This is a genomic window from Moraxella sp. FZFQ2102, assembly GCF_024137865.1.
GTDB lineage: Bacteria > Pseudomonadota > Gammaproteobacteria > Pseudomonadales > Moraxellaceae > Moraxella.
Genome location: NZ_CP099960.1, coordinates 1112562 through 1136128 on the forward strand (window position 1 = coordinate 1112562; position 23567 = coordinate 1136128).

The window sequence follows — 23567 nt, forward strand, 5'->3', positions numbered from 1 at the left end:
AGAAAAGACTAACAAATTAGTTAGTCTTTTCTTCCTCCAATAATGGTTTGTACTTTTTTAAGAAATCTATTAAACACTGTGGTGTTTCGGCATATTTACTATAACTAGATAACAAATTTTGAGTAGTGTATGAGATACTCATTTTTCTTGGAAAAATTTTCCTACTATTTTTCTTGTTAGCATCTTCTTGTAGTTTTGTTAAGAATTTTTCCAAAAAATGAAAATTATTTTTCCCACGAAAATGCCTTTCAGGTTCTTTGTCAGAAAAATATGTTTGAGCCATTGATAAATCAAAATTATTTAAATCGATATCTTTTAGCACTTCTGATATACAAGTATAATTTTGAGTTACAGAGTCAACCTCAATCCTAACCAAATTGAATATTTTTATATCATTATATGATATATTAGCTTGATTCATTTTTATCAAATAAACATAAAAGTTAAACTCTTCTATACACTGAAAAAACTCTCGTTTTCTTTCTTTGTATTCTGATAATATTTTAGAGAATAACTCAAATTGCTCACCATCATTTGGATTAATACCAAACTCATCACTAAGTATTTTTTCAAAAACTCTATCCGCAATATAAAGGTTTTCAATAGAGTAGCAAGGAGTGATATACACATCATCTTGATTATGTATGTCACTATTATCATCGAAATCACAATCCACAAAATAAAGGCATAACTTATCTCTATATTGTGGATTTTTGCTAATTTCTTGCCTTAATTCTAAGACTTTACTTTTGCCATTACATGGTATATATCCAAAATTTTCTGTTAAATATTGCTCTATACGACTTCTATAGTATTTAACATCTTTTCCTTCAAAACATACAGGAAGTTGATTGTTTTTAATAACACTCATAAAATTTTTAAAATTAACGGATGTAATTTGACTCTGCTCTCGCATAAATTGAACACGATTCATTTTATACCTCCCTTGAATACTCACTTAAATCTGAGGTATATTCAATCAATTGGTCAAAAATAAATGGAGAGTGTGTTGTGGCAAACAGAAATTTACATTTTCTCGAATCAATAATATCCTTTAAAATCATTTTTTGCCATTCAATAGATAGCGATAATTCAGGCTCATCGAAAAAAATTATTTTGGGGCTGTACTAGATTAGCAATAATGCTATACTAGTTTTATGAAGATAACCCGTTGTAAATTAAGTAAAAAAGTTCAAGTTAAACTGCTTGAATTTTTTGTGCTTGAAGTCACCGCAAGATCAGCTGCTGATTTGTTAGAGATACATCATAATTCAGCTGCTTTGTTTTATCATAAAATTCGCTTGGTGATTGAATATCGCTTAAACCTTGAAGCTTGTGAATTATTTGACGGTGAAGTAGAATTGGATGAAAGCTATTTCGGTGGCATTCGTAAAGGCAAGCGTGGGCGTGCTGCTGCTGGCAAAGTTGCCGTATTTGGTCTTTTAAAACGCAATGGTAAGGTTTATACTGCCTGTGTTAAAGATACCAAAGCTAAGACATTAATGCCTATTATTGCCAGTAAAATCAAACCTGATAGCGTGGTTTATACAGATAGCTATCGAAGTTATAATGCTTTAGATGTGAGTGATTTTAAACACTTTAGAATTAATCATTCCAAAGAATTTGCAAACAATCATAATCATATTAACGGCATTGAAAACTTTTGGTCGCAATCCAAACGCATTCTAAGAAAATATAACGGTATTGACAAAAAGCATTTTCATTTATTTATCAAAGAATGCGAGTTTAGATTTAACTATGGCACACCATCCAATCAATTAAGATTGTTAAGAAAATGGTGTGGGGTTTAGGGATTTATCTAGTACAGCCCCATTATTTTATTTGCTTCCTTATCAAGAAACACATCAGCAAACAGAGAAATGATTTGTTTTTCTCCAGATGATAAATTATGCATATTTATTTTTCTTTTATTATGCTTTCTAACGATATAAACCTTAATGTTAATATTGTCATAATAAAATTCTTTATTAACTAAATATTTATTACATATATTAATAAAATCAATAATCAATTGCTCTTTTTCACTTTCTGTCGAATAAACATCTACCAAACTATTTACAAAATATAACAATTGTCTATTTTCATCATTATGAATTACACCACTATCAACCATAGATAAGATGTTAGACTTCTCATCATCGGATAAATAATCTGATGACAATCTTTTTAATACCAATTTTATTTCATCTATGTTTGCATCATCTTTATTTATGGATGATTTTTGTTCATTTATCTGAACAAGTCTCGATAGCATTTGACCATTAAGTTTATTGAATTCGTACTTAAAAGACTCACTAATACTTTCAGTTAACTTACCTATTTTTCGCTCAACATCATCCATGCCGAAATTCAAAAAATTTAACTTTGGCTCATATTTTCTTTCTCCTCTGTATAAATTACTGAAACTTTCTTCAATACGACGATAAGTAGGCAAATATAATATCTTAAGCCCTATTGTTGTTATTTTTTCAAAAATTTTACTCATAACAGACGTGCTATCATCTGCTGATAATTCTTTATTCTTTATAGAATATCGCAAATCTATAATAGCCGTTTCTAATTTATTTTTAATACTTTCGGACAGATATTCGTTATCTCTAATTACTTGTATTACTGTTTGTATGTCTTTATACATGAGACTATTTACAAAATCAAACCTATCATCTTTACTTATTCCTTCAAGATTTTCATAAATATTGTATCTTTCAAAAATTCTAGACATCTTCCACAAATAAAAATCTCCATTTTCTGGAATTAAAGCATCCTTATTTATAGTGTAAATCTCTAAATCATTAAAAAACTTTATCTCTATTTGATCAAAATTTACGGTTCTTAACTTCTCAATATCATTTGCTAAAACAGCATAAAAAGCATTAAGAATGGCAGTCTTACCATACCCATTTTCTGCCACTAAGATTTTATAAGGCTTATCTTGCTCAAAGGTTATAGTTACATCACGCTCATCATGCAAACCAAAAATAGAAAAACTTTCAATCATAACCACGCCTTGAATCAAATTTAATTTACAAAATAAATGCTGTCATTATATAATGCCTGAATAGGCAAAGTAAACATTTCAACAAAAGGGATTGCAGCCATGCAAACATCAGTCAAAGCCACCTACATGCGTGGCGGTACTTCAAAAGGTACATTTTTTAACTTAACCGACTTACCAGAGCGTTGCCAAGTGGCTGGTTCTGCCCGTGATAACTTTTTATTGCGTGTGGTTGGCAGTCCAGACCCGTATGGCAAGCAAATTGACGGTTTGGGTAACGGTTCATCATCAACATCAAAAGTGGTGATTTTATCCAAATCGGACGTGGCAGGTCATGATGTCAATTATCTATTTGGGCAAGTTGCCATTGACAAGGCGATGATTGACTGGTCAGGAAACTGTGGCAATCTTACCGCAGCGGTTGGTAGTTTTGCCATCATGAATGGCTTGGTATCAGCGGATAAAATTCCTGAAAATGGCATTTGTGAAGTCAAAATTTGGCAACAAAATATTGGCAAAACCATTATCGCTCATGTACCGATAGCGGGTGGTCAAGTACAAGAAACAGGCGATTTTGAGCTTGATGGCGTCACCTTCCCTGCAGCCGAGGTCAAGATTGAATTTATTGACCCTGTGGATAGTGATGGCGATATGTTCCCAACAGGTAATTTGGTGGATGCTTTAGACGTGCCTGATGTGGGTACATTTGATGTCACCTTGATTAACGCAGGTATTCCAACGGTCTTTTTGCGTGCCAAAGACTTAGGCTTTACAGGTACGGAATTACAAAAAGACATCAACTCAAATAGCGAAATTTTAGCAAAATTGGAAAAAATCCGTGCCTACGGTGCGGTCAAAATGGGCTTAATTTCGGACATCGTCGAGGCTGAAACTCGCCAACATACGCCAAAAATTGCTTGGGTTGCGTCTCCTACCGATTATGTGGCATCAAGTGGTAAGACCGTCAAGGCAAGTGACATCAATTTGCTCGCTCGTGCCATGAGTATGGGGCAGCTGCATCATGCGATGATGGGGACAGCTTCGGTTGCGATTGGTACAGCAGCCACGATTGTGGGGACACTCGTCAATGAAGTAGCAGGCGGACAGGCTCTTACGGAAGTGCGGTTTGGGCACCCATCAGGGACGCTACTGGTTGGTGGTCAATCTGAACTCACTGATGGTAAATGGCTTGCAAAAAAGGTCTCTATGAGCCGTTCTGCTCGCCGTCTGATGACTGGTGAAGTGTGGGTGCCTGCTGATTGTTTTTAATCCAAAGTATCAATACAGGCGCCAAAACACAAGTATCAGCCCGTCAAATATTGATGGGCTGATGTTTCATGTGAAACCTGCTCAATGACAGATCGCTCACTGAGTATCTTGAGCATTCGTTGTTGGTACTGTCTGCACTTCAAAGCGGATGGGCTTATTAAGTAGTTTTTGTACTTGTTTTTTGATGGCTTCATGATCATCAGCAGGCATAATATCAATGACAATCTCGCCTGTGCGCTCATCGACACCGATGCCCTGCATGGTGGGCAGCAGCGCTTTAAGCTGCGCAAAATTATCAGGATTATCATAGCTTGCGATCAGCTCATCAATCGTATGCGCTACACCCAATTCAAAGCGCACAGGATGGTGTTTTGTAAGCGTCTCGGCGCGCTTAGGCAGCGGCTCATTACCAACCACGCGCACCACTAGTTGGTAGCTTGGCTGCCAATCGATATATACGCCTGCCAAGCGGTCTTTTAGCAGTGTACGAATTTCATCTCTGACACCGCTCATGTCAGCAGGCTCTACGCGTTGTGTGATGTCATCCGTGCTTTGTACTACCAATACATCGTTTGATACTTGGGTACTGTGTGATTGCACAGCATGATTCGCTTGATCACAGCCTGTGATACACATTACCATCAGTATGGGCATCATGATTGATGTGTGTAATTTCATCAATTTTCCATCCAATTTGGTATGACAATCCACCAAAAAACCCATTTTCACACTCGAAAATGGGTTTTTGCTTGGGTGTGATGACTGATTATTTCAACACTTCTGCCATCGCATTAGCGACATATTCGACATTGGCATTATTCAAGCCTGCGATACACATACGGCCATTTTCGACCATATACACCGCAAATTCATCACGCAGACGCACCACTTGCTCAGCAGTCAGACCTGTGAAGCTAAACATACCTTGTTGCTTGGTGAAGTAGCTGAAGTCGCGCTCAGGCAGCTTGGCCGATAGCACATCTTGTAGCTTTTGACGCATTTCGCGGATACGATCACGCATCTCATAGACTTCGCCCACCCATTGAGCGAATAGTTTTTCGTCATTCATCACAGTGTCAACGACTGCGTTACCGTGTGATGGTGGGCTTGAGTAGATGCGACGCACGGTGAATTTGAGTTGACCGTGGACTTTGTCCGACTCTTCTTTGGTTGGGCTGACGACTGACAGACCGCCGACACGCTCGCCATATAGCGATAGATTTTTTGAAAATGAGTTGCTGATAAACACAGGCAAGCCCATCTCAACCGCACGGCGGATGGCATAAGCATCACCGTCCATATCGTCGCCAAAGCCTTGATAAGCGATGTCCATAAATGGAATCAGTTTTTGGTCTTTGACGATTTGTAGTAGCACATCCCACTGCTCACGGGTCAAATCCACACCAGTTGGGTTGTGGCAGCATGGGTGCAGTAGTACGACATCATTTTCGTTGAGTGTTTTGAAAAATGCGCACAGCTCATCAAACTTCACGCCGATGGTCGCAGGGTCATAATATGGATATTTACCCACTTCCATGCCTGCACCTTCAAAGATACTGATGTGGTTGCCCCAAGTTGGGTCTGAGACATAGCATTTGGCAGTTGGGAACCATTGATGGATAAAGTCTGCACCGACTTTGAGCGCGCCAGAGCCGCCCAATGTTGCGATGGTGGCGACACGGCCTTCAGCGACGGCTGGATGGTTTTCGCCAAATAGCAAGTTTTGACACGCCTTACGATAACCTGGCAGACCATCCATCGGCAGATAGCCGCGTGGGCGTGGTGGATTGGCGATGGTCGCTTCAGCGGCCTTGACGCACTCAAGTACTGGCAATTTGCCATCTTCGGTGTAGTACACACCAACACCCAAATTCACCTTAATATCGGTGCGTGGGTCATTGGCAAATTTATCCATCAAACCCAAAATCGGGTCGCCTGCATAGGGGGTGACATGTTCGAACATGGTGTTATCCTTATAAAATTAAAAAGTTAATCAAGTAATGCCTACTCAATAACAGTGGTTAATGCTGATTAGTATAACGCAATTTGGCACATGATGGGCATAAAATTTCGCCCTTTTGCCGATTTGATTACAATAAAAACCGCCAAAGCAGGATCGCTTCGGCGGCAAGGTGTTAAAACCGCGCAGTTTTTGAATGACTGACCAAAAACTCATGCGCGTTTTGTAATAAAAACTCTTTGAACGCCAATGCCGCAGGTGACAGTGAACGGTTCTTGTGGGTGTATAATAAAAACTTGCGCTCCACCACAGGATCGGCGATCGGACGCATCACGAGCCCATACTGCTCCACCCATTCAGCGGCGTATAATAAGCACAAAGTCATGCCAAGCCCCATGCGCGTCATGCCAAGCGCGGTCGAGAGAAAATTAATCTCAAAATCAGGATTAAAAATCCTGCCTGAAATGTGGTTCGGCAACTCATTGCGAAGACTCTTGATAAATGGACCGTTCAAGGTGATCAACCGCTCATTCATCAGATCCGCCCAGCGCACGACATCTTTTTTGGCGAAAGGATGCGTCGCTGGCAGCACCAAATAAAACGGTGAGCTAAACAGCACATCAGCATTCAGATCATCAGAGTGGAATCGCTCAGGCGCAACTCCCAAATCCGCTTCTAAGTTCTCAATATGATTGACCACTTCATCGACCGAGCAGTCGGTGAGCGTGACTTGGATATTGGGGTGGATTTCGCTGAATTTGGCGATGAATCGCGGCATGGTACTGGCTGACAGCTGCTGCGATACCGCAAGGCGTACATGACCTTGGTGCAAGGATTTTAGGTTGCTCACCTTTTCGTTCAGCACGCTCATCTCGTTGAGCACGCGTTTGGCTTGGGGCAACAGACGCATCCCTGCATCCGATAGGTGTAGCTTGCGCGTGGTGCGATCGAACAGCTTGACTTCTAAGTTCTGTTCCAACTCCTTGATCAAGCCGCTCAATGCCGACTGTGTCAGGCACAATGTCTCTGCCGCCTTGGTAAAGCTGTTCTGTTCAGCGACCAACACGAAGGCGCGTAATTGTCGTAGAGTAGTGCTCACAAATATCCTTAAAAACTAATAAACCTATCAGATAATATTATAAATTAACCCTGATAAGAATACAAGCACCCTTCAAGCCAAAAAAAAACGGTCGGCATAATTTGCATCAGCACACATCATGGCACGATGATGGTGAACACATACGCCGCCAAGTTCACCAGTAGCACGATACCGTATAGGATATTGGTGCGCCCTTGGTTCAGTGACAGCATGACGATGAATGTCGATAAGCCAAGCAGAACCATCGATTTGCCATCAAGCCCCAAGACCAGCGGGATATCGTATAATAAGCAGACGATCGTCACCGCAGGAATGGTCAGACCGATACTTGCTAAGGCTGAGCCTAGGGCAAGGTTTAGACTGGTCTGAAAGCGGTTACGCGTGGCAGCGTTCAGTGCCGCTAAACCTTCGGGCAGTAGCACGACCGCTGCGATGATCACACCGACCAATGCCGCTGGCGCACCCATCGCTGCCACCATCGCTTCGATGCTTGGTGATAGGCTCTTGGCAAGTAGCACGACGATGCCCAAGCACACGAGCAAAAAGCCAAAGCTTGCTGCCGTGACCTTCGTCGATGGTGGCTCAGCATGGTGATCCAAGTCATCATCCGCCGCCAAAAAATAATCACGATGGCGCACCGTCTGCACCATGATGAACGCACCATACAGCACCAGTGACGCCACCGCCACGAACATCAGCTGCGTCGGCGAATAAGTACCTTCGGTGGTCGTGGTGGTGAAATTTGGCAAAATCAAAGTCATCACAAGAATCGACACTAGGGTAATCAGCGCAGTACTTGCCGACTTTTGACCAAAAAACTGCTCACGGTGCTTAAGCCCACCGATCATCAAAGATAAGCCCAAAATCCCGTTCAAAATCAACATGATGGCTGCAAAGACCGTATCGCGCGCAAGGTAAGCAGCATTATCCCCGCCTGCGACCATGAGCGAGATGATCAGCGCCACTTCGATGATGGTGATGGCAAGCGCAAGAATGATTGTGCCAAACGGTTCACCGACCTTGTGCGCGACCACTTCGGCATGATAAACTGCCGACAGCACGCTGCCGATGAGCATCACACCGCCTAACACCTGCAGCCAGATGCTGTCTTTGATACCAATAAAATATAACACCCACGCCACCAACGGCAATGCCATTGACCACACAGGCAAACCAAAACGCGCGTTTGCCGCCATCATTACTCCTTGGGTAATTGATTGATAATTATACTGGTTTTGATTATAACAGACTTATTTTTACATTGACAGTATTGCCGCTGGATTGTTGTGTTTTTTTATCCAAAAACCTACCAACTGGTACTTTGGCGAAATTTTTATTTTATTGATATAAACTCATTAAAATTACTTATCATAAAAGTGATTTTTGGGGCGATTTATCAGATTTTTGATAGTTAAGATAAGTTTTTATGTTAAGTGAAAAATTTTGTATAACCGTATTGACAAAGCATTTTGTAATGTAATAGTATAAAAGATAACACATGTAAACACTGATGTTAGACGCTGTGGCAATGATAAGGGATTTAAGAGTTGCCAACTTATTTTTTGCCGCTTTTTTACAAAAGGAACCTGTATGAGCGACATCATCCATGCCCTACCGCGCATCCAAATGGGTGCAAAATCCGCCAATGCACCGCTGACCATGAGCTATGATAAAGGCCCGAGCGCGCCTTTGATCGAAAGCACCATCGGTGAGTTCTTTGATGCGATGACTGCCAAAAATCCTGAGCAGACCGCCATCGTCTCCGTGCACCAAAACATCCGCATGAGCTACCGCGAGCTACAATCCAAAGCCAATCAGCTTGCCAGTGCGATGATCAATATGGGATTGCAAAAAGGTGATCGCGTCGGCATTTGGTCGCACAACAATGTCGAGTGGGTCATCATGCTGCTTGCCGCCGCCAAAGCAGGGCTTGTACTGGTCAATATTAATCCTGCCTATCGTATCTTTGAGCTTGAATACGCCTTGAACAAGGTGGACTGTCAAGTCTTGGTGCTGATGCGTCATTTCAAATCCAGCGACTATGCGCGCATGATCCAAGAGATGGCGCCAGAATCCTTGCACCAAAATTATAAAAATCTGGAACTGGTACGCTTACCGAACCTAAAACGCGTGGTGTGGATCGACAGCCCAGATTCGACTGAGAATTTCGGCTTTATGCAGCGTTTTAGCGACTGGATCACTGAAGGGGATGAGCATGACCCACGCATCGCTGAGCGCGCCAAAAAACTAAAAGCCGACAACCCTGTCAATATCCAATTCACCAGTGGCACGACAGGCACACCAAAAGGCGCGACGCTCACCCACCGCAACATTCTAAATAACGGCTATTTCATCGGCGAGATGATGAACCTGACCGATGCCGACCGCTTGTGTATTCCTGTGCCGATGTATCACTGCTTTGGCATGGTGCTTGGCGTGCTTGCCATCTTGACTCATGGCGGCACGGTGGTGTATCCAAACGATGGCTTTGATCCGATTACCGTGCTTGAGACGGTCGAAAAAGAAAAATGCACAGGGCTGCATGGTGTGCCGACGATGTTCATCGCTGAGCTTGATCATCCTGATTTTGATAAATACGACCTATCAAGCCTACGCACAGGCATCATGGCAGGCTCAAGCTGCCCAATCGAAGTGATGCGCCGCGTGATTGATAAGATGCACATGAACGAAGTCACCATCGCTTATGGCATGACTGAGACATCACCTGTGTCTTGTCAAACCAATAAATTTTCGCCACTAGAAAAACAAGTCTCTACCGTGGGTCTTGTGCAGCCGAACCTAGAAGTCAAAATCGTCGATCCTGATACTGGCGAGATTGTGCCGATTGGTGAGACGGGCGAGCTACTCACCAAGGGCTATTCAGTGATGCTTGGCTACTGGAATGACACCAGCAAGACCGCCGAAGCGATCGTCGATGGCTGGATGCACACAGGCGATCTTGCGACGATGGACGAAGATGGCTATGTCAAAATCGTCGGTCGTAGTAAAGACATGGTCATCCGCGGCGGCGAAAACATCTACCCTGTCGAGATTGAGAACTATCTGTACCGCCATCCAAAAATCCGCGATGTCCAAATCGTCGGCGTGCCTGACGAAAAATACGGCGAAGTTTTGGCGGCGTGGATCATTCCGAAAAAAGGCAAGGACATCACGGTTGATGAGATCAAAGAATTTTGCCGCGATCACATCGCCCATTATAAGATTCCGACTTACTACCGCTTTGTCGAAGAGTTTCCGATGACGGTCACGGGCAAAATCCAAAAATTCAAAATTGTTGAAGCGATGAAAGAAGAATTGGGTTTAAGCTAAGTTACTCTTAAGGATTTATCTAAAACTGATTGATCTAAGAACCTGTATTCATAACATCTTTGTCATGAAAAATAGGGCGAATCGCCAGATTTTTTAGGAAAAGTCCGCAGATGATATTAAACATATCATCAAGGGCTTTGACGACAAAAATCAAGATTTGGCTATTTTTCATACAAAAGCAAAGGGTTTATTCATAAAATTAAACACATTTTTTTGGATGCGTGATGTTGTGAATACAGGTTCTAAGACTTGCCAAATTAGGACAAAAAACATTTTAAGGATGACCATGAGTTTTGTGATTGAAAGTAAATTATCACCCAATGCTGCTGATTTTCAGCAAAACGCCGCTTTGATGCAGGGCTTGGTTGATGATTTGAAAGAAAAATTGGCAAAAATCACCCAAGGCGGCTCAGAGTCTGCACGCGCCAAGCACTTAGCACGCGGTAAACTGCTGCCGCGTGAGCGTGTCGAGCAGCTATTGGACGCAGGCTCGCCGTTTTTGGAGATCGCGCCGCTTGCTGCCTATGGCATGTACGATGCCGACATTCCTGCTGCAGGCGTGATCGCTGGCATCGGGCGTATCAATGGCACTGAGTGCATGATCGTGTGTAATGATGCCACAGTCAAGGGCGGTACTTATTATCCAATGACGGTCAAAAAGCATCTGCGCGCCCAAGAAATCGCCAAAGAAAACCGCTTGCCCTGCGTGTATTTGGTCGATTCAGGCGGTGCAAACTTGCCAAACCAAGATGAAGTATTCCCTGATAAAGAGCATTTTGGGCGGATTTTTTTTAACCAAGCCAACATGAGTGCTGACGGCATCGCCCAAATCGCTGTGGTAATGGGCAGCTGTACGGCAGGTGGCGCTTATGTGCCTGCGATGAGTGATGAGTCGATCATCGTCAAAGAGCAAGGCACGATTTTCTTGGGCGGCCCGCCACTGGTCAAAGCTGCCACAGGCGAAGAAGTCAGCAGCGAAGACTTAGGCGGTGGCGATGTACATACGCGTCTGTCAGGTGTGGCGGATCACCTTGCCCAAAACGACCTACACGCACTGGCTTTGGCGCGCCAAGTGGTTGGCAATCTCAACCAAAGCAAACCTGCCATTCCCAATCAAACCGCACCGCGTCCACCCAAATACGACGCCAAAGAACTGTACGGCATCATTCCAACCGACACGCGCAAGCCCTTTGACATCCGCGAAATCATCGCGCGTATCGTCGATGGCAGTGAGTTTGATGAATTTAAAGCGCGCTTTGGCAATACGCTGGTTTGTGGCTTTGCACGCATCGAAGGGATGCAGGTGGGTATTGTCGCCAACAACGGCATCTTGTTCAGCGAATCTGCTCAAAAAGGCACGCACTTTATTGAGCTGTGCTGTAAGCGTAAGATTCCATTGGTGTTTTTGCAAAATATCACAGGCTTTATGGTGGGTCGCAAATACGAAAATGAAGGCATCGCGCGCCACGGTGCGAAGATGGTGATGGCGGTTGCTAATGCCAAAGTGCCAAAATTCACCGTCATCGTCGGCGGCTCGTTTGGCGCAGGTAACTACGGTATGTGCGGCCGTGCCTACAGCCCAAGATTTCTGTGGATGTGGCCAAATGCGCGTATCTCAGTGATGGGTGGCGAGCAAGCAGCATCGGTACTAGCGACGGTCAAGCGCGACAACATCGAGCGCATGGGCGCGACTTGGTCAAAAGACGATGAAGAAGCGTTCAAAGATCCGATTCGCAAGCAATACGACGAGCAAGGGCATCCGTACTATGCATCCGCGCGCCTATGGGACGATGGCGTGATTGACCCTGCTGATACACGCACCGTGCTTGCGCTTGCGCTGAGCGCCGCTTATAACGCACCGATTGGTGAGACCAATTTTGGCATCTTTAGAATGTGATTTGACAAAAAGGATTTGTATGACCCACTTGGCCGAAACTTTTCATAGCCTACTGCTTGACATTGACCATCATGTCGCGACCATCACGCTAAATCGCCCTGATAAGCGCAATGCCTTTAATGATGAAGTCATCAGCGAGCTTAGTACCGCGTTTGAATTTGTCGGACAGGCGCCTGATGTGCGTGCGGTTGTCTTGGCTGCCAATGGCAAGGCGTTTTGTGCTGGGGCAGATCTTAACTGGATGCGCGCCATGGCGGATTATAGCCATGATGAGAACCTTGCCGATGCAGGCAATCTTGCCAAGATGCTATCTACCATTTATCACTGCCCAAAGCCTGTGGTGGCGATGGTGCAAGGCGATGTCTATGCTGGCGGCATGGGGCTTGTGGCGGCGTGCGACATCGCAGTGAGTGTCGATACGGCGAATTTTTGTCTGAGCGAAGTCAAGCTGGGCCTTGTGCCTGCGACCATCAGTCCTTATGTGATTCGCGCCATGGGTGCGCGCGCAGCACATCGCTATTTTTTGACCGCAGAAGTGTTTGACGCTACCAAAGCCTACGAGATCGGCTTTGTGCATCAAGTGGTCAGTCAAGACAAGCTAACAGACAGCGTGCAAAGTATCGTCAAAGCCTTGTGCAATGCTAGCCCCAATGCCGTCAAAGTGTGCAAGCAGCTCGTGCAAAAAGTCGCTTATGCCGACATCGATGAGACACTGATTGCCAATACCGTCGCTGACATCGCCAATATCCGCGCGTCAAGTGAAGGCAAAGAAGGCGTGCAGTCGTTTTTACAAAAGCGCAAACCATCTTGGTTGTAAATTTTGGATGAATTGAAAAATTAAGGGAATGCTATGTTTCACAAAATTCTAATCGCCAACCGTGGTGAAATCGCCTGCCGTGTCGCCGCCACCGCCAAGCGGCTTGGCATCAGCACAGTGGCTGTGTACTCGGATGCCGACCGCGACGCCAAGCACGCATCCGTCTGCGATGAAGCGGTGCACATCGGCGGCTCTGCGCCCAAGGACAGCTATCTAAAATGGGATGTCATCATCGATGTCGCCAAGCGCACAGGTGCACAGGCGATTCACCCTGGTTATGGGTTCTTAAGCGAAAATGATGAATTTGCCAAAGCGTGCCAAGACGCAGGGCTTGTCTTTATCGGGCCGCCAGCGTCTGCCATCACCGCAATGGGTCTAAAAGCCGAATCCAAACGCCTAATGGAATCTGCCAATGTGCCGCTGATCCCAGGTTATCATGGCGAAAACCAAGACCCTGCTTTTTTGCACGCCGAAGCTGACCGTATCGGCTATCCTGTCTTGATTAAGGCAAGCTCAGGCGGCGGCGGTAAAGGGATGCGATTGGTTGAGCAGTCGGCAGATTTTCTGGATGCTTTGGCATCATGTCAGCGTGAAGCAAGTAAAAGCTTCGGCAGTGATAAGGTCTTGATCGAAAAATACGCACTTAAGCCGCGCCATATCGAGATTCAAGTCTTTGGCGATACGCATGGCAATTATGTGTATCTGTTTGAGCGTGATTGCTCAGTGCAACGCCGCCACCAAAAAGTACTCGAAGAAGCCCCAGCACCTGATGTCAGTGAAACGATGCGCGAAGCGATGGGACAAGCGGCGATCAATGCGGCGCGTGCGGTCGGCTATGTCGGTGCTGGCACGGTGGAGTTCATCGTCGAGCAGCGCGACGGGCAGATGAATTTTTATTTCATGGAAATGAATACTCGCCTGCAGGTCGAGCACCCTGTCACCGAAGCCATCACAGGCACTGACCTTGTCGAGTGGCAGCTGCGTGTAGCGGCAGGCGAGCCTTTGCCACTGCGCCAAGATGAGCTTAGCATCAACGGACACGCCATCGAAGCGCGTATCTGTGCTGAGAATCCTGATAATAATTTTCTGCCCGCCACAGGTACGCTGATGACTTATGACAAGCCAGAGCACACCGCCTTTAGCATCTCATCGGTGCGTATCGATGATGGTGTGCGTACAGGCGATGTCATCAGTCCTTATTATGATTCGATGATTGCCAAGCTTATCGTGCATGGTAAGGACAGACAGCACGCGCTGGCACTGCTTGATCAGGCGCTTGCCGAGACGCGTATCGTCGGTTTGCCAAATAATGTCGCGTTTTTGCGCCATGTGCTTGCTACTGATTCTTTTAAATTTGCCAATCTGGATACCGCACTGATTGAGCGCGAAAAAGATGTATTGTTCCATCAGCAGCGTCTGCCGCTCAATCTTTTGGTCGCGACCGCCTTGGTACAAAATCTGCACGCTACCACAAGCACTGACCCTTTTGCCACACAGACAGGCTTTCGTGCTTACTCACGCTATCAGCCAAGCTTTGAGCTGTCGTTTGATGATACTGCCTTGCACGCGGTGATGAGTGATGTGACAGATAATAGCTTTACCCTAAGCATCGCCAAAATCATCGAAAAAGACAAAAAACAGCAAAACATTCTATCAAGCGAGACCATCTATCAAGGGCAAGTTGCTTATTTGGCAAATGCCGATAGCGAATACACGCTGTGGCTTGATGGCACACGCCTGCAGGTACACGGCACACAAGTCGGCGAAGTGGTGCATATCTTCACCCAAGCGGGCAGCGGACAGATCACACTCATCGACTGCTTGGCGCACACAGGCGAAGAGTCGGACGCTGGCGGCAGCCTAAAATCACCGATGCCAGGGCAAGTGGTGGCGTTTCGTGTTGCCGTCGGTGATACGGTCAAAAAAGGTCAGCCGCTTGCGGTGATCGAAGCGATGAAAATCGAGCACACCATCCACGCGCCGAGCGATGGCGTGGTGGCAGAGCTGCTGTTCTCTGCAGGTGATTTGGTCGCTGATGGTGATGAATTGCTCAAATTACAGACAGACTAAGGAGCGGTGATGAATTATCCAGACAAAGTGCTGATCGTCGATGTCGCTGCGCGCGATGGTCTGCAAAACGAAAAACAAACCGTACCAACCGACATCAAAGTCAAGCTTATCAATGACTTACAAGCTGCAGGCGTAAAAAAACTTGAAGCCACAAGCTTTGTATCGCCCAAATGGGTGCCGCAGATGGCGGATAATGATGCGGTGCTTGACGGTCTGTCGGTGCGTGATGATGTCGTCTATTCGGTCTTGACGCCGAACATGAAAGGCTTTGAATCGGCGCTTGCTCATCGTGCGCAATTTACCAATTATGAAGTGGTGATTTTTGGCTCAGCCAGCGAAGCTTTTAGCCAAAAAAACATCAACTGCAGCATCGATGAGAGCATCGAACGCTTTGCGCCTGTTGCCGCTGCTGCCAAGGCGCATGGCATCCGTGTGCGTGGCGTGATTTCTTGCACCGTCGGCTGTCCTTATGAAGGCGAGATCAGCCCTGATAAGGTCGCTTATGTCACCAAAAAACTAATCGACATCGGCGCAGAACACATCGGTATCGCAGACACCATCGGCGTCGGCACACCGCTTAAGGTGCAGCGTGCGATCGGTGCAGCGCTTGAATATATTGACATTGACAATGTCTCTGGGCATTTTCATGACACTTATGGGCAAGCGCTTGCCAATACTTTGGCGGCACTACAAATGGGTGTGCATCAGTTTGACACATCAGTAGCAGGACTTGGTGGCTGCCCATATGCCAAGGGCGCCACAGGCAATGTCGCCACCGAAGATGTGGTGTATATGCTGCATGGCATGGGCATCGAAACTGGCATTGATTTGGATAAGCTCATCGATGCAGGTCAAGCGATCAGCGAATTTTTGGGTCGTGCCAATGGCTCAAAAGTGGCACGAGCGATTTTGAACAAACGACAAGCTTAGCTGGTTTTGGCTAAATTTTTATCCGTTAAATGATTTTCTATAATTTTCAATAAGGAGCGTTATCATGAACCTAGGACTCGATTATCAATTGGGCGACGACATCAATGCCTTGCGCGAAGCGGTGCAAGCTTTTGCGGCAGCTGAGATCGCCCCACGCGCCGCCGAGATTGACCACACCGACCAATTCCCGATGGATCTGTGGCAAAAGATGGGGGATTTGGGCTTGCATGGCATTACAGTGCCTGAAAGCTACGGCGGTGTCGATATGGGCTATGTCGCACACATGGTGGCGATGGAAGAGATCAGCCGTGCGTCAGCGTCGGTGGCATTAAGCTATGGCGCACACTCAAACCTATGCATCAACCAAATCAAGCGCAACGGCAACGAAGCACAAAAACAAAAATACCTACCAAAACTCATCACAGGCGAGTACATCGGTGCACTGGCGATGAGTGAACCGGGCGCAGGCTCAGATGTCACGAGCATGAAGCTGCGCGCCGAAGAAAAAGACGGCGTCTATATCCTAAACGGCACTAAAATGTGGATCACCAACGGCCCTGATGCTGATGTGATGGCGGTCTATGCCAAGACCAATCCTGAGCTTGGCGCCAAGGGCATCACCGCATTTTTGGTCGAAAAAGGCATGAAAGGCTTTTATACCGCCCAAAAGCTTGATAAGTTGGGTATGCGCGGCAGTCACACAGGCGAGATGGTCTTTGAAAATGTCGAAGTCCCTGCCGAGAACATCCTAGGCGGCTTAAATAACGGCGTCAAGGTGCTGATGAGCGGTCTTGACTATGAGCGCGCGGTACTAGCAGCAGGCCCGATTGGTATCATGCAAGCGGTGATGGATAATGTCGTGCCCTACATCCACGACCGCAAACAGTTCGGTCAGCCGATTGGTGAGTTTCAACTGATCCAAGCCAAGGTCGCTGATATGTACACCACCTTGCAAGCAGGTCGCAGCTTCCTATATACCGTGGGCAAAAACCTAGATATGCTAGGCGCTGAGCATGTCCGCCAAGTGCGCAAAGACTGTGCAAGCGTGATTCTATGGACAGCAGAGAAAGCCACTTGGATGGCGGGCGAAGGCATCCAAATCTTCGGCGGTAATGGCTTTACCAACGAGTTTCCACTAGGTCGCCTATGGCGTGATGCCAAGCTGTACGAAATCGGCGCAGGCACGAGCGAGATTCGCCGTATGCTGATTGGTCGTGAGTTGTTTAACGAAACAGCGTGATGGCGTGATGGCTTGATAAAAATAAATCCTTGGGCTGGCTCAAGGATTTATTTTTTGGGTTCAGATATTGGTCTCAGCGTCGTTTTTTGGCATAGCCACACCCCTGCCAAGGCAAGCACAAAGCCAAGCATTTGGATGAATGATAAAGTTTCGCCGAACAACAGCTTAGCTTGGATAGCAGCCAAAGGTGGCGCAAGCAATAAAAACGATGTGGTCTTGACCGCGCCGATGTTTTTGATGAGCTTAATAAACAAAAACACGCCTACGCCTGACAGCACCACCACTGCCCAAAACAGCCCAAAGATCGATTGGCTGTTGATCACCAACAAATCTTCTTGCATCACCAGCATTAGTACAGCAGCGGTGAGCATGGCAGCGAAATTTTGTAGGGCAAGTGATGGGATGATGTCTGATGTACCAATGTACTGCTTTTGTAGCACCATGCCGATGGTGATGCTCAGCACCGATAAGACAGCGATGGCAAACACCACCAAAGAAAACTCTGCACCCAAGCCAAGTGACGGCGACACCACACAATAAATCCCAAGTATGCCCAAAATCATGCCAAACAGCGCGCCCATCGCAAGTTTTTCTTTAAAAAATATCAGCATAATAATCAAGGTAAAAATCGGCTGCAAACCACCAAGCAGCGCCATCAAAGATGCGCTCACTCCTTGACTGATCGCCCAATAACCACCGCCCAGATACAAACCACTGCTGAGCATGCCGACCAAAAAATGCTTGCCCCAATCACGCACCGCAGGATAGGCACGCTTTAGCACCCAAGCCACAAGCACAAACATCAAGCACGACAGCGCAAATCGCAACCCTAAGAAAATATTGGGTGACACAACACCGACAATCATCCGACCGACGATAAAGCCCGACGACCAAATGATGATAAAGACACTGGCAAGAATCAGATTGGCTGGCTGCATGGGATGTGGGTGGTAGGTTTGATGGATTGTTGGTATATTATTACAAAAAATGGGGGGGTGGCAAGGGTTGGTGGTATTGGTGTAAAAATGAAAACCCTTAATCTTACAGAGAAAACTAAGGGTTCACCCACCGAGCAGAAGTTTTTTTATTCTTCTGCCAAAAATCCCCCACTTTGGCGCGCCCACAGTGATGCATAGATGCCATCTTTGGCGATCAGCTCATCATGCGTACCCATCTCGACGATACGCCCTGCCTGCATCACCACCAGTCTGTCCATCGACGCGATGGTTGATAGGCGATGCGCGATGGCGATCACTGTCTTGCCTGCCATCATCTGATCCAGGCTTTGGGTGATGGCGAATTCCACTTCAGAATCCAGCGCACTGGTCGCTTCATCCAGCAGCAGAATCGGTGCGTTTTTGAGCATCACGCGTGCGATGGCGATACGCTGACGCTGGCCGCCAGACAGCTTGACGCCGCGTTCGCCGACTTGGGTGTCCAGCCCTGTATTGCCATATTTATCCTTGAGCGTCTGGATAAACTCCCATGCGTGCGCCGCCTTTGCCGCAGCGATGATCTCATCATCAGTCGCATCAGGCTTGCCATAGGCGATGTTCTCACGCACCGTGCGATGCAGCAAGCTTGTGTCTTGGGTAACCATGCCGATATTTTGGCGTAAGGTCTCTTGGGTGATGGTACTAATGTCCTGATCATCGATACGGATCGTACCGCCATCGACATCATAAAATCGCAGCAGTAGATTGACCAGTGTCGATTTGCCTGCGCCTGATCGCCCGACCAGACCGATTTTCTCGCCTGCTTGGATATTTAGGGTGAACTGATCCAGTAGCGGCGGATTTGTCGATTTACCATAATTAAAAGTCACCGCATCGAACGCGATCTTACCCTGTTTCACATGAAACGCCTTAGCATTAGGCGCATCGATGACAGCGTGTGGCGTAGTCAAGGTTTTCATGCCGTCTTGTACCGTGCCCAAATGCTCAAACAAACTCGCCGTCTCCCACAGCACCCAATGCGTCAAGCCCTGCAAGCGGATTGCCAACGCACCAGCGACCGCCACCGCGCCTGCACCGACCTGTCCTTGCATCCACAGATACAGACCGATCGCCACAGAGCCCGTCACCGTAATGAGCGCGATACTCGACACGCAGATCTCAAGCACACTCACCAAGCGCATTTGTTCATTGACTTTGGATAAGAAGCTTGTCATCGCTTCTTTGGCGTACACCGATTCGCGGCGCGCATGGCTAAATAGCTTGACCGTGCTGATATTGGCATAAGCATCGGTGATCCGCCCTGTCATTAGGGCGCGCGCATCGGCTTGTTCTTTTGAACTGCGCTGCAGCTTGGGTAATAAGAACGCAAGCAAGCCAATCACCATCAGCACCCATCCCACAAAAGGCACAGCCAACAGCGGATGTAGATTAACCAGTACCGCACCTGAGCCAACCAAAAAGGTGATGATAAACACGAACACGCCGATCACCGTCATCACCACATCGCGTGCCGACAGCGCCGTCTGCATTACTTTTGCCGACACACGCCCAGAGAACTCTTCTTGATAAAACTGCATCGACTGTCCCAGCATATGCTGATGAAAAATCCACCGCAGTCGCATCGGCGCAACGCCTTGTAGCACCTGATGATGCACGGTTGTCTCAAACACCATCACCACAGGCACACAGACACTGATGGCAAGCATCACCATCAGCTCATCGCGCTTATCCGCCCACAGCTGACCAGGGCTCAGCACACTCATCCAGTCGATGATCTGCCCGACCCACGCATACACGAGCGCCCAATACAGCCCTGATAACGCCGTCAGAAGCGTAAATGCCACAAGCCAACCGCGAAACCCTGTCGTGCACGCATAGATGAACGAGATGAGCGAGCCGTCGGTCTTGGGCAAGCTGACATCAGGAAAAGGATCAAGGCGTTTTTCAAAATAACCAAATAAAGACATAAGCGTTCAATGTTAAAATCAACCGAGTATTATAACAAACTTAAGCCTGTAGATGATGTTATAATTGTTTTATCAAATCTCACAGAAAAACACACCGAACCGAGCGTACCATGTCCTATCTTGGGCTATTTGTGGCGGCATTTTTGGCGGCGACTTTATTACCTGCACAGTCTGAAATGCTGCTGATTTATCTTCTGGATCAAAACCTTGTGCCGTGGCTGCTGCTACTGTGCGCAAGTCTTGGCAATGTCTTGGGTTCGTGCGTGAATTTTGTGTTGGGCAAGTTTTTACAATCATGGATCACGCATCACCGCTTTATTTTCACACCTGATGAGATCGCCAAAGCACGCCTGCGCTATCATCGCTACGGTGCATATTCGCTGCTACTAAGCTGGGTGCCGATCATCGGCGATCCATTGACTTTGATCGCAGGGATCATGAATGAGCGATTTTGGCGGTTTTTATTATTGGTCAGCATCGCCAAAGTGGGTCGATACATGGTTGTTTATGCGATTTATTTGGGCATGTTTTAAAATAAAAAATCAGGGCGAAATTTCACCCTGATTGCGTTGATTTTTCAAATAAGACTTAATCACACTTCATGATACAACTTACTGCCTTGCTTATGGTATTGCTCGGTCATTTGTAAAAATCCTTGTTCGATCTCATCATTTTGGGCGGTGTTTTTCACCCCCTTGGCATAGTCTCTGACATTTTGCGTAATTTTCATCGAACAGAATTTAGGACCACACATTGAGCAAAAATGTGCAGATTTATGGGCTTCTTTTGGCATGGTTTCATCATGCATTGAACGAGCAGTATCAGGGTCAAGGCTTAAATTAAATTGGTCTTCCCAACGGAACTCAAACCGAGCTTTAGATAAGGCATTATCACGCACTGCCGCACCAGGGTGTCCTTTGGCTAGGTCAGCCGCATGAGCCGCAATTTTATAGGTAATAATCCCATCTTTCACATCTTTTTTATTTGGTAAACCTAAATGCTCTTTTGGTGTTACATAGCATAGCATCGCCGTGCCATACCAACCAATCATAGCCGCTCCAATCGCAGATGTGATGTGGTCATAACCGGGGGCAATATCAGTGGTTAAAGGCCCAAGCGTATAGAAAGGTGCTTCGCTACACACTTCAAGCTGTAAATCCATATTTTCTTTAATCATGTGCATTGGCACATGCCCCGGGCCTTCAATCATCACTTGCACATCATGTTGCCATGCACGGTGAGTCAGCTCGCCTAAAGTTTTTAATTCGCTAAATTGGGCTTCATCATTGGCATCTTGGATACAACCGGGGCGTAAACCATCGCCTAAACTAAATGAAACATCATAGGCTTTCATGATTTCGCAAATTTCATCAAAATGGGTATAAAGGAAATTTTCTTGATGATGAGCCAAACACCATTGTGCCATAATTGAACCACCACGGCTGACAATGCCAGTTAAACGATTTGCCGTCATCGGTACATAACGCAGTAATACGCCTGCATGAATGGTAAAATAATCAACACCTTGCTCGGCTTGTTCAATCAAGGTATCTTTAAAAATTTCCCATGTTAAATCCTCGCTAATTCCACCTACTTTTTCAAGGGCTTGATAAATCGGTACGGTGCCAATCGGTACAGGAGAGTTGCGAATAATCCATTCCCTGGTTTCATGAATATTTTTCCCTGTGGATAAATCCATGATGGTATCGGCTCCCCAACGGGTCGCCCACGTCATTTTGGCGACTTCTTCGTCAATGCTAGAACCCAGTGCTGAATTACCAATATTGGCATTGATTTTGACCAAAAAATTACGCCCAATAATCATCGGTTCACATTCTGGGTGATTGATATTGGCAGGAATAATCGCGCGTCCCGCAGCCACTTCTTGACGGACAAATTCAGGGGTAATTTCGGTTAAATTTTTTGCACCAAAATTTTGCCCTGCGTGTTGTCGCATATCCACACCATCACGCTGTTTTTGATTTTCACGAATAGCGATATACTCCATTTCAGGCGTGATAATGCCTTGTCGTGCATAGTGCATTTGCGTAACATTACGACCTTGTTTGGCTCGTCTTGGGTTGGTGATGTGGGCAAAACGGATATTTTCGGTGCGAATATCATTGAGACGCTGCCGTCCAAATTCCGAGCTTAATCCGCTTAATTGTTCGGTGTCATTACGCTCGCTAATCCATGCACCACGCACACTTGGTAAGCCTTTGTTTAGGTCAATGCTGACATTTGGGTCAGTATAAACGCCCGATGTATCATACACTAAAATTGATGGATTCGGCTCACCGCCTAGACTCGTTGGCGTATCGGTTAGGCTAATTTCACGAAATGGGACTTGAATATCTGCACGAGAGCCTTGGACATAGACTTTTTTCGATGCAGGCAAGATACGGGTTAAATCTTTCGCATCTTGCTCACAGCCGTCGAACTTGGCTTGTTCTACTGCGTCAAATTCGCTCGTAGTAGCATGTGTACGACTTCGCTCATTTTCCTTGTATTCCAAGTCAATTTCTGTGGCTGTCGTGTTGGTGATTTGTTGGGAAGGTTCTAAAGATAGATTTGTTTGGCTCATCATAATATCCTTTAAAATGGCGAATAAACAAATCAAGCCATCAAAAATCTTATGATGAAAAACAAAACCATCGAAATGGCAAAAAGACTTTGAAAACTTGATTCCTACGGCAGTACGAACTGCATCAGGTTCAACGGATTGTGAAAATCACTCTCAGCGATAAGCATCGCACTCCGTCAAGTTGCGTTCAGTATATCAAAGTTTTCACCCAAAAAACAATACACCCAAAGTTTTTGCTCGTGCTACATTTTATTGCTTGTGGCGACAATTTTTCCTTGTTATCATATACATAAAAATTTGTTTTAACAAAGCAGATTTTTCTTTTTTATAAAATTTTTCTAAATAATAAAAAAGATCAAAAATAGCGAAAAATAATCACGGTAAACTTACCCAATGTCATGATTTTGGCTGTTTTTTGATCATTATAAGAAG

19 protein-coding genes and 1 riboswitch are annotated in these 23567 nt (G+C 45.9%); of the genes, 9 read left to right on the top strand and 10 right to left on the bottom strand.

The features are described 5' to 3' along the window. Positions 1–16: 16 nt before the first annotated feature. Positions 17–934 (bottom strand): DUF4435 domain-containing protein, encoded by a 918-nt coding sequence (locus NGM44_RS05310; protein WP_253224543.1) that lies wholly within the window; start codon positions 932–934, stop codon positions 17–19. A gap of 223 nt (positions 935–1157) precedes the next feature. Between NGM44_RS05310 and NGM44_RS05315 the strand changes: the two genes are divergently transcribed. Continuing rightward, positions 1158–1811: an IS1595 family transposase gene (locus tag NGM44_RS05315; RefSeq protein WP_253223938.1), complete on the top strand. Its 654-nt coding sequence runs from the start codon at positions 1158–1160 to the stop codon at positions 1809–1811. Between the two features lie 8 nt (positions 1812–1819). Here NGM44_RS05315 and NGM44_RS05320 read toward each other — a convergent pair whose 3' ends face one another. Beyond that, positions 1820–3019 carry a hypothetical protein gene (locus NGM44_RS05320; RefSeq protein ID WP_253224544.1) on the bottom strand — a complete coding sequence of 400 codons (1200 nt, stop codon included), beginning with the start codon at positions 3017–3019 and terminating at the stop codon, positions 1820–1822. Between the two features lie 99 nt (positions 3020–3118). On the opposite strand from NGM44_RS05320, the gene prpF reads away from it, so the two are divergent. Further along, on the top strand, positions 3119–4285 hold the full coding sequence (prpF, locus tag NGM44_RS05325; protein WP_253224545.1) for a 2-methylaconitate cis-trans isomerase PrpF: 1167 nt from the start codon (positions 3119–3121) through the stop codon (positions 4283–4285). Positions 4286–4381: 96 nt separating this feature from the next. Here the strand turns inward: prpF and NGM44_RS05330 are convergent, their stop codons facing one another. The 4 genes from NGM44_RS05330 to NGM44_RS05345 form a co-directional block, all read right to left on the bottom strand. Continuing rightward, positions 4382–4963, bottom strand: a complete 582-nt coding sequence (locus NGM44_RS05330) for a hypothetical protein (RefSeq protein ID WP_253224546.1) — start codon at positions 4961–4963, stop codon at positions 4382–4384. A gap of 88 nt (positions 4964–5051) precedes the next feature. Further along, positions 5052–6248, bottom strand: coding sequence for an amino acid aminotransferase (locus tag NGM44_RS05335; RefSeq protein ID WP_253224547.1), 1197 nt, complete (start codon positions 6246–6248; stop codon positions 5052–5054). Positions 6249–6420: 172 nt separating this feature from the next. Beyond that, entirely contained in the window at positions 6421–7344 is a 924-nt protein-coding gene (locus NGM44_RS05340; protein ID WP_253224548.1) for a LysR family transcriptional regulator, read from the bottom strand. Between the two features lie 116 nt (positions 7345–7460). After that, positions 7461–8543 (bottom strand): calcium:proton antiporter, encoded by a 1083-nt coding sequence (locus NGM44_RS05345; protein WP_253224549.1) that lies wholly within the window; start codon positions 8541–8543, stop codon positions 7461–7463. Positions 8544–8934: 391 nt separating this feature from the next. Here NGM44_RS05345 and NGM44_RS05350 point away from each other — a divergent pair, with 391 nt between their 5' ends. Further along, positions 8935–10674 carry an AMP-binding protein gene (locus NGM44_RS05350; RefSeq protein WP_253224550.1) on the top strand — a complete coding sequence of 580 codons (1740 nt, stop codon included), beginning with the start codon at positions 8935–8937 and terminating at the stop codon, positions 10672–10674. A 34-nt stretch (positions 10675–10708) separates the two neighbouring features. Here the strand turns inward: NGM44_RS05350 and NGM44_RS05355 are convergent, their stop codons facing one another. After that, complete coding sequence (locus NGM44_RS05355; RefSeq protein WP_253224551.1) at positions 10709–10846, bottom strand: hypothetical protein; 138 nt, start codon at positions 10844–10846, stop codon at positions 10709–10711. A gap of 114 nt (positions 10847–10960) precedes the next feature. Between NGM44_RS05355 and NGM44_RS05360 the strand changes: the two genes are divergently transcribed. The 5 genes from NGM44_RS05360 (at position 10961) to NGM44_RS05380 (ending at position 17628) form a co-directional block, all read left to right on the top strand. Beyond that, positions 10961–12571 (top strand): carboxyl transferase domain-containing protein, encoded by a 1611-nt coding sequence (locus NGM44_RS05360; protein WP_253224552.1) that lies wholly within the window; start codon positions 10961–10963, stop codon positions 12569–12571. 19 nt (positions 12572–12590) lie between these two features. Then, positions 12591–13388 carry an enoyl-CoA hydratase/isomerase family protein gene (locus NGM44_RS05365; protein ID WP_253224553.1) on the top strand — a complete coding sequence of 266 codons (798 nt, stop codon included), beginning with the start codon at positions 12591–12593 and terminating at the stop codon, positions 13386–13388. Positions 13389–13421: 33 nt separating this feature from the next. Further along, entirely contained in the window at positions 13422–15458 is a 2037-nt protein-coding gene (locus NGM44_RS05370) for an acetyl/propionyl/methylcrotonyl-CoA carboxylase subunit alpha (RefSeq protein WP_253224554.1), read from the top strand. A 9-nt stretch (positions 15459–15467) separates the two neighbouring features. Then, positions 15468–16388 carry a hydroxymethylglutaryl-CoA lyase gene (locus NGM44_RS05375; RefSeq protein WP_253224555.1) on the top strand — a complete coding sequence of 307 codons (921 nt, stop codon included), beginning with the start codon at positions 15468–15470 and terminating at the stop codon, positions 16386–16388. 64 nt (positions 16389–16452) lie between these two features. After that, complete coding sequence (locus NGM44_RS05380; protein ID WP_253224556.1) at positions 16453–17628, top strand: isovaleryl-CoA dehydrogenase; 1176 nt, start codon at positions 16453–16455, stop codon at positions 17626–17628. A gap of 47 nt (positions 17629–17675) precedes the next feature. Here the strand turns inward: NGM44_RS05380 and NGM44_RS05385 are convergent, their stop codons facing one another. Together NGM44_RS05385 and NGM44_RS05390 are read right to left on the bottom strand one after the other, a co-directional pair. Continuing rightward, entirely contained in the window at positions 17676–18566 is an 891-nt protein-coding gene (locus NGM44_RS05385) for a DMT family transporter (protein WP_253224557.1), read from the bottom strand. A 146-nt stretch (positions 18567–18712) separates the two neighbouring features. Further along, the gene (locus tag NGM44_RS05390) at positions 18713–20551 is read right to left on the bottom strand and encodes an ABC transporter ATP-binding protein (RefSeq protein WP_253224558.1); all 1839 of its coding nucleotides are present in this window, start codon (positions 20549–20551) and stop codon (positions 18713–18715) included. 110 nt (positions 20552–20661) lie between these two features. On the opposite strand from NGM44_RS05390, the gene NGM44_RS05395 reads away from it, so the two are divergent. Further along, positions 20662–21084: a YqaA family protein gene (locus tag NGM44_RS05395; protein WP_253224559.1), complete on the top strand. Its 423-nt coding sequence runs from the start codon at positions 20662–20664 to the stop codon at positions 21082–21084. Between the two features lie 59 nt (positions 21085–21143). On the opposite strand, the gene thiC is transcribed toward NGM44_RS05395, so the two are convergent. After that, complete coding sequence (thiC, locus tag NGM44_RS05400) at positions 21144–23138, bottom strand: phosphomethylpyrimidine synthase ThiC (RefSeq protein WP_253224560.1); 1995 nt, start codon at positions 23136–23138, stop codon at positions 21144–21146. Positions 23139–23219: 81 nt separating this feature from the next. Further along, positions 23220–23321, bottom strand: a riboswitch (TPP riboswitch). Positions 23322–23567: the final 246 nt, after the last annotated feature.